The 12514-nt window shown below is 52.5% G+C and carries 10 protein-coding genes; 9 read left to right on the plus strand and 1 reads right to left on the minus strand.

The genetic code is table 11. From position 1 onward, the window contains the following. The first annotated feature begins 62 nt into the window (after nt 1-62). From B5G27_RS16065 to B5G27_RS12380, 6 genes are all read left to right on the plus strand, one after another. Nucleotides 63-239 carry a hypothetical protein gene (locus B5G27_RS16065; RefSeq protein ID WP_162611245.1) on the plus strand — a complete coding sequence of 59 codons (177 nt, stop codon included), beginning with the start codon at nt 63-65 and terminating at the stop codon, nt 237-239. Further along, nucleotides 229-900 carry a stage V sporulation protein AA gene (locus B5G27_RS12360; RefSeq protein ID WP_087179172.1) on the plus strand — a complete coding sequence of 224 codons (672 nt, stop codon included), beginning with the start codon at nt 229-231 and terminating at the stop codon, nt 898-900. The genes B5G27_RS16065 and B5G27_RS12360 overlap by 11 nt, the downstream gene beginning before the upstream one ends. Continuing rightward, nucleotides 851-1315, plus strand: a complete 465-nt coding sequence (locus B5G27_RS12365; RefSeq protein WP_087179173.1) for a stage V sporulation protein AB — start codon at nt 851-853, stop codon at nt 1313-1315. Before B5G27_RS12360 ends, B5G27_RS12365 begins: the two co-directional genes overlap by 50 nt. Nucleotides 1316-1411: 96 nt before the next feature. Further along, entirely contained in the window at nt 1412-1780 is a 369-nt protein-coding gene (locus B5G27_RS12370; protein ID WP_087179174.1) for a hypothetical protein, read from the plus strand. Between the two features lie 237 nt (nt 1781-2017). Continuing rightward, nucleotides 2018-5362 carry an ABC transporter ATP-binding protein/permease gene (locus B5G27_RS12375; RefSeq protein ID WP_087179175.1) on the plus strand — a complete coding sequence of 1115 codons (3345 nt, stop codon included), beginning with the start codon at nt 2018-2020 and terminating at the stop codon, nt 5360-5362. A 36-nt stretch (nt 5363-5398) separates the two neighbouring features. Continuing rightward, entirely contained in the window at nt 5399-6343 is a 945-nt protein-coding gene (locus tag B5G27_RS12380; protein ID WP_087179176.1) for an AEC family transporter, read from the plus strand. A gap of 44 nt (nt 6344-6387) precedes the next feature. Here the strand turns inward: B5G27_RS12380 and B5G27_RS12385 are convergent, their stop codons facing one another. Then, nucleotides 6388-8400: a glycoside hydrolase family 31 protein gene (locus B5G27_RS12385; protein ID WP_087179177.1), complete on the minus strand. Its 2013-nt coding sequence runs from the start codon at nt 8398-8400 to the stop codon at nt 6388-6390. Nucleotides 8401-8714: 314 nt separating this feature from the next. Here B5G27_RS12385 and B5G27_RS12390 point away from each other — a divergent pair, with 314 nt between their 5' ends. The 3 genes from B5G27_RS12390 to B5G27_RS12400 are packed head-to-tail and all read left to right on the plus strand — an operon-like array spanning nt 8715 to nt 12034. Beyond that, nucleotides 8715-9302 (plus strand): TetR/AcrR family transcriptional regulator, encoded by a 588-nt coding sequence (locus tag B5G27_RS12390; protein WP_162611247.1) that lies wholly within the window; start codon nt 8715-8717, stop codon nt 9300-9302. A 19-nt stretch (nt 9303-9321) separates the two neighbouring features. Further along, on the plus strand, nt 9322-10872 hold the full coding sequence (locus tag B5G27_RS12395) for a phytoene desaturase family protein (protein WP_087179234.1): 1551 nt from the start codon (nt 9322-9324) through the stop codon (nt 10870-10872). A 1-nt stretch (nt 10873) separates the two neighbouring features. Continuing rightward, entirely contained in the window at nt 10874-12034 is a 1161-nt protein-coding gene (locus B5G27_RS12400) for a 2Fe-2S iron-sulfur cluster-binding protein (RefSeq protein WP_087179179.1), read from the plus strand. The last annotated feature ends 480 nt before the right edge of the window (nt 12035-12514 follow it).

The raw sequence follows: 12514 nt of genomic DNA on the forward strand, positions 1-12514 counted from the left end.
ATTGCCGCATCCGGGAAGCGCGGCGGCAGGAGAGCGATCCTCCGGATGCAGGCATAAGTATAATGAAAGGTCAGGTGTACGGTATGGAAGACGGAAGAAAAAAGATATGGATCTGCCTGCTCACAGTTGTCCTCGCGGCGGTCCTGATCGGGGTTATCTACTATTACAGCGCGCCTCAGGAACAGGGGAACGAAGGGTTCCTGATCAGGGAGCAGTGGGAGGAAACCTATGTCTTCTGATATGATACTTTATATTAAGGGGGACAGGGACACAGAGGTGACGAAGCCGGACGTCACCCTCGGGGATATCCTTTCCATGGAATGCGCGGATAAGACGGTGCTCCCGAAGATAAAGACATTAAGGATCATAAAGTTTACAAAACCAGGACAGCAGAGGTGCGTCATCTCGATCCTGCGGGTCATTGAGCGGATCCATGAGGAATACCCGCGGCTCCAGATAGAGAACATGGGGGAAACAGATATCATCGTGACCTATGAGGACCAGAAGACGCCTCCAAAGGCATGGCATATCATGAAAACTGCGTTTGTCGCGGCGGTGACCTTTTTCGGGGCTGCCTTCTCCATCATGGCATTTAATAACGACGTGGACGTGACAAAGCTGTTCGGTCAGCTCTACGAACTGGTCACAGGGCAGGAGACGGGCGGATTTACCATACTGGAGATCACATATTCCATAGGTATTACTGCGGGGATCTTGATCTTTTTTAACCATTTCGGAAAGAAACGTTTTACCGTGGACCCAACGCCGATGGAGGTGCAGATGCGTCTGTACGAAAACGATATCCAGACGACTCTGGCAGAGGATGCGGCGAGAAAGGGGGCGGAGCTGGATGCCGGCACAGTGGGCACAGCAGATCCTTCTGGCAGCAGTCGGACTTAGCGCGGGGGTGGCCGCAGCAGGGGGGCTGTTTGCTTTCATTGTAGAGCTCGGCGTGGTGGCGGATTTCGCCGACCGCACCCACACAGGGGACCGGCTTCTGTTCTATGAGACAAGCGTGGCGCTGGGCGGGATCCTGGGAAATCTGTTCTATGTATTCGGGCTCGGGTCCCCGTCAGTGATGCAGCGGCTCTCGGAAGGAGCGGTATCTTCTGCGGGAAGCGGGATCCTGGGGATTTTCGGGATCTTTTCCGGGATCTTTGTCGGGTGCTGGTCCATGGCGCTGGCGGAGATATTAAATGTGTTCCCCGTATTTATGCGCCGCGCGCGGATCGTGAGGTATATTGCGGCGTTTACGATAAGCGTTGCTGTCGGGAAAGGGCTGGGAGCGGGTCTCTTTTTCTTCAGGGGATGGTAGGCTGTCCTGAAATGTGTTCAGTATTGAACTTCTGCGGAAAAAATGGTAGAGTTTACTATGGTTCTGATAAACAGAGGTTCATATACGGAGGGACATATGAGGACAGGATTAAAGATCATTTCTATCTTACAGATCATAGCAGGACTTTTTGTGGCAGGCGCGGGTGCTCTCACAGCCGCTCTTTTTGCGTCAGGCGACACGTCAGTGGGCTCGACTGTGGAGATGGTCGCGCTCAGCGTGGTGCTGTTCGTACTGGAAGGAGCGCTGGCCATCATCAGCGGAGCACTGGGACTGCGCGCTGCCAGGGATCCGGAGAAATCCATGCTGGCAGTGATCTGGGGAGGGCTGACCCTTGCCATATCCGTGTTTTCTCTTGTCACGGAAGGGGTACAGCAGATCGTTTCCTGCATTATCCCGCTGCTCTATTTCATCTTCGCGATGAATGTACGCAGGAGCAGAAAGTAACAGGAACAGGCAGCAGGAGCCGGAGACGGCTGGATCAAAAAAGGAGTGTCTGCATCACGCAGGCGCTCTTTTTTTGCCCGGTACGCCTCTGCTGTGAGATGACTATTGCCCGTCAGGCAGCTTTCCCTGGGTTCCTGTGTTCAGTCTGAGGATTTGTGAACAGAATGTGAAACATCATAGAGGAATCCTGTAAAATGTGATAAAATAGGAACATTGGCGCAGAAGGGAGAGACATTTATGCTTCAGATCAGAGATATCTGTAAGGAATACCGCACGGGAAGCCTGGTACAGAAAGCGCTCGACAAAGTAAGTTTAAACTTAAGGGATAATGAGTTTGTAGCGATCCTGGGACCGAGCGGCTCGGGGAAGACGACGCTCCTCAATATCATAGGAGGGCTGGACCGCTATGACAGCGGGGACCTGATCATCAACGGGATCTCTACGAAAAAATACAGAGACAGAGACTGGGATTCCTACCGCAACCATACGATCGGTTTTGTATTCCAGAGCTATAACCTGATCCCCCATCAGACGATCCTCGCGAACGTGGAGCTGGCACTGACCATCTCCGGCATCGGCAAGAGCGAGAGGCGGAGGCGGGCACGGCAGGCGCTGGCGCAGGTCGGGCTGGGCGAGCAGGTACACAAGAAACTCATCTCTGACAGCGATGAATATGTGATCCGGGAGGAGATGGCACCGCCGGAACACAGGAACATGGGAAAGGCTTCCATGTCCTTCCTCACGGCCCTTTCTTTAAGTTTTAACAATCTGAAGACAAAAAAGGCGCGCACGCTGCTGACGGCATTTGCCGGGTCCATCGGCATCATCGGCATCGCGCTCATCCTTTCGCTTTCCACGGGAGTGAATGACTACATCAAGGACATAGAAAAGGAGACCCTCTCCGAGTATCCCCTGCAGATCCAGAGCACGGGCTTTGATCTCAGTTCCATCATGGTCAGCGATGAAGCGGCGGGTGAAAACGGACAGAAAGAATCCGGCGATATCCATGTGGTGGAGATGGTGACAGATATGTTTTCCACAATGGATTCCAATGACCTGGAGTCTCTGAAAAAATATCTGGACAGCGGGGAGAGCGGGATCGATAAATATACGAATGCCGTCGAGTATTCCTACAATGTCACCCCGCAGATCTACCGGGAAGAGGGGGATACGATACGCCAGGTGCACCCGGATACCTCGTTTGAGGCAATGGGGCTGGGATCGTCTTCCAGCTCGAACAGCATGATGTCCACCATGATGAGCACGAATGTGTTTTATGAGATGCCCGAGAATCCGGACCTGTACGAGGGACAGTACGATGTAAAGGCAGGGCGCTGGCCGGAGGATTACAATGAGTGCGTCCTCGTGCTCACTTCCGGCGGGAGCATAAGCGACTTCATGCTGTATACCATGGGGCTGCGCGATCCGCTGGAATTAGACGAGATGGTCCGCCAGTTTATCAATGAAGAAAATGTGGATACACCGGAAGATATGGGGGCATATTTTTATGACGATATCCTGGGGATCACGTTCCGGCTTGTGAACAGCGCGGATTACTATGAATATGACAGCCAGTACCATGTGTGGAGAGATAAGACGAATGACCGGGATTATATGAGACAGCTCGTGAGAGACGGAGAGGAGCTCACTATCGTGGGGATCGTCCAGCCGTCCGGGGATGCCAATGCATCGGCACTGAATGCAGGGATCTGCTACCCGGCGTCTCTGACAAAACATGTGGCGGAGCAGGCAGCGCAGGAAGAGATCGTAAAGCAGCAGCTCGCGGAGCCCTCTGTCAATGTGTTTACCGGAGAGCCCTTCGGGGAGGACAGCGGGGAAGATGACTTTGACATGCAGTCTCTGATCACTGTGGATGAGGATAAGCTGAAAGAGGCGTTTGGATTCGACTCAGATGCTTTCTCCGGGATCGGGGATTCCTTGGATCTCTCCGGTGCGTTTAGTTCAGCCGGGAGTACGGTGGATCTGTCGGGGATGATCGATCTGGGAGATATCTCAGTGGACCTTCCGGAAATGCCTGCGCTGAACCTGGGAGACATTATGGGAGATCTGGACGTCACAGTGTCTCCGGACGGGATGTCCGCTCTTGCGGGCAGCCTGATGGAAGGATATCAGCTCTATGCACAGTCACATCCCGAAGCAGACTATTCCGGCTTGGGCGAAGCCTTCCAGGATTATCTGTCCACCCCGGAAGCCCAGGAGATCCTGAAGGAGAATATCAGTGAGATCATCCAGTCCGGGGAAGGGATCACAGTGACCGTGGATGACCTGAAAGGAATGGTCACGGAGGTCATGGGCGGATTCGCACAGTACGTATCTGATAAAGGCTATACGGACCCTGATGAATTTGATGCTTATCTCCTTGAGTACCTCGGGACAGCGGAAGCCCGGGAGATCCTGAACAAATGGGCAGGAGAGATCTTCGGGGGAATCGCGGACAATGTCACGATCTCATCCGATCAGATCCAGAAGCTCGCCTCAGAGCTTGCGGCGGGATATCAGGCTTACGCTGCGGCAGGCAACGGTCCTGACCCGAGTAAAATGCCGGAATATTTCCTTGACTATCTCAGTACACCGGACGGACAGCAGAGGCTCTCAGAGGGACTTGCCAACGTGGTGGACATGGACAGCCTGGGGCAGCAGATCTCCGGGGCAGTGGAAGCCTACATGCAGACCGCTATGTCCTCTTACGGCAGCGCAGTCGGCCAGGCGATCCAGAGCCAGATCTCATCTGCCATGCAGCAGGTGATGGGACAGCTTGCCGCTGGGATGGAGAATGCGATGAAACAGGCAATGTCCCAGGTGGGGAGCAGCCTTCAGAATGCATTTTCAGGCGCAATGGATATTGACGCGGATGCATTTGCGGATGCGTTCCAGATGAATATGACAGGGGAAGAGCTGGCGGAGCTTATGATGTCCATGAACTCCGGAGAAAGCGCTTCCTATGAGAATAATCTGAAAGAGCTGGGGTATGTGGACTTTGACGTGCCGAGCGGCATTGACATTTACCCAAAGGACTTTGAGAGCAAAGAAGAAGTCGTCAATATCCTGGATGGATACAACAGCCGGATGGAGGCGGAGGGAAAAGAAGAGCAGGTCATCACCTACACGGATGTGGTGGGCACGCTGATGTCCTCTGTGACAGATATCATTGACATCATCAGTTATGTGCTGATCGCGTTTGTGGCGATCTCCCTCATCGTGTCTTCGATCATGATCGGCGTCATTACCTATATCAGCGTGCTGGAGCGGAAGAAGGAGATCGGGATCCTGCGCGCCATCGGGGCGTCAAAGGGAAATATCTCCCAGGTGTTCAACGCGGAGACCTTTATCATTGGTCTGTGCGCGGGACTGATCGGTATCGGGCTTTCCCTGCTCATCCTCATACCCGGGAATATGCTGATCCATTTCCTGGCAGGGACAGATGATGTAAGCGCTGTGCTCCCGGTCGTGCCGGCGGTCATCCTGATCCTGCTGAGCGTGGTGCTGACACTGATCGGCGGGATCATCCCGTCCAGGAAAGCGGCGAAGAGCGACCCCGTGACAGCGCTGCGGACAGAGTAGAAGAGCGGATAAGAAATAGAACGGAGGCGGATGTACATGGAGAACCTGATCTTCAGCCTGAACGCGACAGTCCCGGTCTTTCTCATGATGGTGCTGGGGCTGGTGTTCCGGAAGCTGGGCTGGATCGATGACGTATTTGCGTCGAAAATGAATAAATTTGTATTCCTGGTACCCCTGCCGGTGCTCGTCTTTGAAGACCTGGCGACGGTGGATTTTTCCGAGGTATGGAATCTGAAGTTTGTCCTGTTCTGTTTTGCGGCGACCCTGATCAGTATCGGGATCGCGGCGGCGGTCTCCTTCCTGTGGAGAGATAAGTCCATACAGGGAGAGTTCATCCAGGCGTCCTACCGGAGCAGCGCGGCGCTCCTGGGGATCGCGTTCATCCAGAATATCTATGGGGACGCAGGACTGGCGCCGCTAATGATCATCGGCAGCGTGCCCCTCTATAATGTGATGGCAGTCGTTGTGCTCGCTTTCTTCCAGCCGGAGCGGAAAAGGCTGGATAAGGAGCTTTGGAAGTCCACTTTAAAGGGCATTGTGACAAACCCGATCATTATCGGGATCGCGGCGGGCATCCTCTGGTCTGCCCTGAAGATCCCTATGCCGCCCATCCTGGAGAAAACGGTATCCAATGTGGGCGCTGTGGCGACCCCTCTGGGGCTGATGGCGATGGGAGCCACCTTTGATATCAGGAAAGCCTTCGCAAAGGTCAGACCGGCGGCAGCCGCGGCGGTGATGAAGCTGGTGGGATTTGCCGCGGTGTTCCTTCCCCTGGCGGTCATGCTGGGATTTCGGAGAGAAGAGCTGGTGGCGATCCTGGTCATGCTGGGTTCCGCGACTACGGTGAGCTGTTTTGTCATGGCGAAGAATATGGGGCATGAGGGAGTGCTTACTTCCAGTGTAGTCATGCTCACAACGCTGTTCAGCGCATTTACGCTGACCGGGTGGCTGTATGTGCTGAGGAGCATGGGGATGGTGTAGAAAGTGCCGCAGAGTCATCAGAACAGATGGCTTTGCGGCACTTTTTAATGCTGATTTTTCATCGTGCGGTAATTCTTTTCATTCTCATAATCTTTATGCACTCCGTCATCATCGTAAAGCACATATTCAGCTCCGTCATATCCGATCATACGGAGATGTTCCGTATCTATTTCCTCCACACATTCCGCCGTCTCAGCCACGGGGATACATTTCCCTTTCCGGATAAAAAGTGGAACCTCGTTAAGCGCGATATCTACATAGTGGATGCCCTGGCCGAGGAGTTCTTCGCTGATACTTCCGTCCGGGAGGAATTTGACGAATTTCATTTCTTCCGGAAGATACACATATCTGCCTTTTCCGTTCTGCTCATACACCGGGGCGATCATGATCTCATTCCCGAGCATGAGCTGGTCTTCGATGCGGACCGCCATTTTATCTTCCGGGTAGACGAAAGCGAGCGGTTTGAAATACAGGTCATCGTTCAGCGCTGCCTTCATGTACTCACTGTACAGATAGGGCAGCAGGCGGTATCTCACGCCGATCACATGGCGGAAATCCTCGATATTTTCAAACTGATAGCACTCCTGTTCCCTTGTGCCCATGGCAGCATGGTTCCTCATGAGCGGGGTAAACACGCCCAGGGCAAGGAAACGCAGGAGCAGTTCCCGCGTTGTGTCTGCTCCGAATCCGCCCAGGTCCGCTCCGGCATAGAGGAAACCGCACATGTTCAGTGACGGCATCATCTTCAGGTTCAGGAGGATGTGGGACCACCAGGATTTGTTATCCCCTGTCCAGACGCCGCCATAGCGGTGCATCCCGATGTAGGAAGAGCGGGAAAACATCAGGAAGCGGCGACCCGGGTCAATCCGATCGAACGCCTCTCCGGCCGCGCGGGTCATATTGAAGCCATAGAGGTTGTGCACTTTGTCGTGGCGCACTTTCGTTCCGTTTATCTTGTGATAAAATCTCCGGTAATCCTCCGGGCTGTTGGCGAGGCTCTGGAGTTTATCGCCCATCTGCCATACGCCTACACTGCCGGCGCCGTCCCAGCGTCCGTCTTCTCCGTCCGCAAACTTCCGGGCGAGCGCTTTTGCCTCATCCAGACCTTCTCTGGAATAGAAGATCGCCGGTTCGTTCATGTCGTTCCAGAAGCCTTCGATGCCCTGGTCCGTCAGGAAGCGGTATTTATCCCCGAACCATTTCCGCGCATCCGGGTCAAGAAAATCAGGAAAGTGTGTATCACCGGGCCACACTGCGGCGACAAAATCACTGCCGTCTTCCCGCTGGCAGAAATACCGGTTTTGGACGCCTTCCTCATAGATATCATACCCGTCCTCGACTTTGACTCCGGCGTCAATGATCGGGATGAGGCGGATATGGCTGTCCTTCATCTCACGGACAAATTCCGGGAAACCGGCAAATTGCTCACCAAGTGTAAAATCCTTATAAGAATCCATGTAATCGATATCCATATAGATCATGTCCAGGGGGATGTGGTTTTCGCGGTATCCCCGCGCTACCTTTCTGAAATCTTCTTTCGTCCTGTATCCCCAGCGGCTCTGACCGAAGCCAAAAGCAAACTTCGGCGGGATATAGCTCCTGCCGATGATGTGCCGGAACTGTTTTACGATATCGTAAGGAGAGCTGCCGGTTATCACGTACAGATCCAGATCTGCATTTCCGCAGGACACAGTCAGGGTATCCATTCTCGTGTACCCGATGTCAAAAGTCAGGCGGGAAGGATAGTCAAAAAACAGGCCGAACGTCTCTTTTCCCCAGACTACGATGAAATTGTGGGCGCCGTAAAGAGAGCGCTTATCCTCGGTATGGTTTGGGTCGTCCGTACAGTCGCTGATGTAGCAGTAACCGCGCTTGTTGATGCCCCGGGTGGCCTCGCCGAGACCGTAGACGACAGCATCGCTATCCATCGTATAAGTAAAAGAAAATCCGTCCTTCGTGCAGACCGCTCCGTAAGACAGAGCCCCGCTTTCGGCCGGGATCTCAGACGTCACAGCGTCGGTCCGGAGCGGAGCTCCGTAAGTATATTTCCGTATCATGTCAGTACCTCCTTTGGATCACATTAAAAGCAGCCACAGATTACATGTGACTTTTTCGAAATAGATTATATTTCATTTCAGGGCAGGATTCTTGTACGATACTGTCATGTTATTGCATAATCCTGTCGTTCTTGTTCTCTGGATGATCCCGGCACTTTCAGAGTGAAAGAGTATTGGGGAAGCAGGGAAATATAAAAAATGCCTGGACACAAAGTTGTAATAGAAGGAGAGGAATGATATACTGTATAATATAACAAGTGTTATTTTATTTTTCAGACGCAGATAATCCTCAACACAGGAAAGGAGAAGGCGCAGTGCCTGCACGAAAAAAGATACACAAAGAAGATATACTGGAAGCAGCGGTCCGGGTGGTCCGTGAGCAGGGGGCATCTGCGCTGAGCGTGAGAAATATCGCAAAAGAGCTCCATGTCTCTACCCAGCCGCTCTATTCAGAATTTGAAAATTTTGACAGCCTGAAAGAGGAGCTGCTCCTGTTTGCACGGCAAAAATATATCCAGATCCATCCTCACAGGTATAAGGATTTCGGGCTCGCTCTCCTGCATTTTGCAAAAGATGAAAAGGAATTGTTCAAATTCATATTCATCCGCAGCAGGGATAAGGAGAAACAGATCGAGGACGTTAATTATGACCTGACCATAAAGCTGCTGTCTGAGAACCTGGAGATGGATACCGGCAGTGCAAAAGAACTGCATAAAAAGATGCAGTATTACACATATGCCATGGCGGTCATGATCGCCACCGGATACAGGAATATTTCAGAGGACGAGATGGACCGGGAGCTGACGGATATTTTTAAGATCATGCTCAGACACTATAAGCAGATCGATAATGAAGAGGAGTGTGATCACTGGCTGGAAAGAGGCCGTGATCTGCCGGAATAAAAGAAAAGGAGAGGATACTATGGAAAGAAAAGCACGCAAAAAGTATGATGCCGTGGTCATCGGCGCCGGCAACGGCGGGCTTGCTGCGGCGATCCGCATCCTCCAGGGCGGATATTCCTGTCTGCTGCTGGAGAAGCACAATCTGCCCGGCGGTTTTGCCACCAGTTTCAAAAGAGGCAGGTTCGAGTTTGAGGCAAGCCTCCATGAGCTGAATGACTACGGGTCAAAAGAAGATCCCGGGGATATCCGGACGCTGTTCCGAAGTCTCGGCGTGGAGGATATGATCGACTGGGTGCGCATCCCTGAGGCATACCATCTGATCACGACGGACAAAAAATATGACTGTGTCATGCCGTTCGGGGTGGATGCATTCATAGAGAAGATGGTGGAATACTGCCCGGATTCACGCAGATCCATCACGGAATTCTTCGAGCTGTGCGAGGAGGTAAGGGACGCCCAGACTTACAGTAATTCTGTAAACGGAAAAACAGACTCTGATTACATGAAAAAGACATTCCCGAATTTTGTGAAGGCGGGAAGCTATTCTGTAAACGAAGTGCTGGATGCTCTTAAGATGCCGAAGAAAGCCCAGGACATCCTGAATGCATACTGGTGTTACCTTGGAGTTGACTGTGACAGGATGAGTTTCCTTCATTATGGATCCATGGTCATCCGTTATATTACGAAAGCGGCGTGGATGCCGAAGATGCGCTCCCATGAGATCAGCCTGGCCTTTGATGCAAAGATCCGCGAGCTGGGCGGGGATATCTGGTACTGTTCAGAGGCGGACAAGATCCTGACTGACAGAGAGGATCATATTACAGGGGTACGTCTCACAGACGGCACTGTGATAGAGACAGGGCATGTTGTCGCCAACTGTTCCCCGCACCTTGTGTTCGGAAAGATGCTGGAAGAAAAGTCAGTGACAGAAAAAATGGTCAGGGCGACCAATTCGAGAAAGTTTGCAGGACGCGGGTTCACCCTCTTCCTGGGGCTGGATAAAAGCGCGGAAGAACTGGGGATAGAGAGCCACAACTACTTTATCTATGATACGGCGGATTCTGTGAAGCAGTATGATATGATGAAGAAAGTCAGCACGAACCATGTCCAGGCGACAGTATGCCTGAATAATGCGTATAAGGAATGCTCTCCTCCGGGAACATGCATGTTGTATTTTACGACCATGTTTATGTCTGACGACTGGGGTAACGTAACGGATGAGGAATATTTTAAGATGAAGGACAAGGTGGCGGACGATATGATCCGCGTCTTTGAGAGGGAAACCGGGTGTCAGATCCGGGATTCTATTGAAGAGATCTGTGTGGCGTCCCCGACGACTTATGCACGTTACTGCGGGCATCCTCAGGGTGTGATCTACGGATACGAGGCTACGGAATGGGACAGCCTCATGCCGAGGATGATGATGATCCAGGAAGATGCAGAGCTGTTTAAAGGACTCAGGTTCGCAGGAGGTTATGCGATGCGCTCCAGCGGATATTCCAGCGCTTATGTGTCCGGCGACTTGTCAGGCAGACAGACAGTCGGTGATCTGAAAAGGGAGGGAAGATGATATGAAGTTTAAAAAACAGGTTTTCGGGTTCATGGATATGCTCCGGTTTAAAAAACTGGTTCCCAACCGAAGGGAAGCGCTCGCATCAGGACCGGATACGCCTCTGCCGAAAGTGTATCGCACGAACCAGCAGGCAGAGAGGCTCCACCCGGGATATATGGAGGTGGAGCTGACAAAGATCCGTCCTCTCGCAGCCGGAATGAGAGAATTTACATTCCGCCGTGTGGACAGCAGCGCGTTCCCGTTTTTCCGTGCAGGACAGTATGTATCTCTTCAGGCAAAGATCGGGGATTCTCTTGCCAGCCGCCCATATTCTATCGTATCCTCGCCCAGGGACGCCCTTGCAGGCAGACTGGTCCTGGGGATAGAGGACGCAGGATTTTTCTCCTCCTACATGTGTTCCCAGGCAAAGGAAGGCGACCGTTTTCATATGACAGAACCAGCGGGAGAGTTCCACTATGAGACGTTAAGGGACAGCAGAAAGATCGTCTGCATTGCGGGCGGCAGCGGCATCACTCCGTTTATGAGCATGGCGTCCGCTATGCTGGATGGGACGGAAGATTATGAGATGACCCTGTTTTACGGCGCAAAGGACCGGCAGCATATCCCGTACCATGAAGAACTTACTGCTATGGCTGAAAAAGGGCTGAAGGTCATTTATGTATTGAGCGACGAACAGGCAGAGGGGTATGAGAGCGGATTCATCACAAGGGCACTTCTGGAAAAATATGCAGATCTGCGCAGCGCTACCTTCTTCCTCTGCGGTCCGTCAGCCATGTATCAGTTTGTACAGGAAGAATTGAAACCGCTGGGGCTTCCCATAAAAGCAGTCCGCAAGGACGCTGGAAGCTGTACGGATCTGGAGATCAGCGATCCGGGGACGTTCAGTCTGACAGTGAGGATGAGGGATAACGTATTTGAGATCAAAGCAAGAGAAAATGAGACCCTTCTTACCGCAATGGAGCGCGCAGGGCTGAACGCGCCGAATAAATGCCGCGCAGGCGGTTGCGGATTCTGCCACAGCAAATGGATCAAAGGAGAATTCGTGATCGCAGAAGACAGGGACGGAAGGCGCGAGGCTGATAAAAAGTTCGGGTTTATACATCCGTGCGTCACATATCCTGCGGGAGATATGGAGATAGAGGTACCTGTAGCGTATTAAATCTGTCTTTGCGGGGGCGCTGCTGTCAGAGTAAAACGTCCGAAAACAGTGAAGCGCGGTTATAGAAGACGTATTCAGCACGGGTGTGTGGGTGGCTTCGGCTCCGGGGCTCCGTGGCAGCAAAAACTAAGAAATCCGGGACTATGCTAAAGGCAGAAAGCAGCAGGGAGCAACTCGCCTTTGGCTCAGACAAGCCCCCTGCTGCTTTCAACGCATAGTTCCGGATTTCAAGTTTTTTCAAGCCCCTCCGCAGTCACCTCAGTCACCCACACACCCGTGCTGAAGGGTTTTCGAAAAGGCGCTTCGCTGTTTTCTGGTTTACTCAAGCCGGAAGTCCCCCGACAAATGCAGCATTTCAAAACGCGGCGAGAAGGGAACTTTCCCGACAAAAGATAAAACTACTCTGGTCGGGAGAAACTTACAGCGAAGAGGATTTCCCAGCCAAAAGATAACCTTCCCCCAGCCGGCAGAATTCTATCA

The organism is Lachnoclostridium sp. An76, from assembly GCF_002161355.1.
Taxonomy (GTDB): Bacteria; Bacillota; Clostridia; order Lachnospirales; family Lachnospiraceae; genus Mediterraneibacter; species Mediterraneibacter caccavium.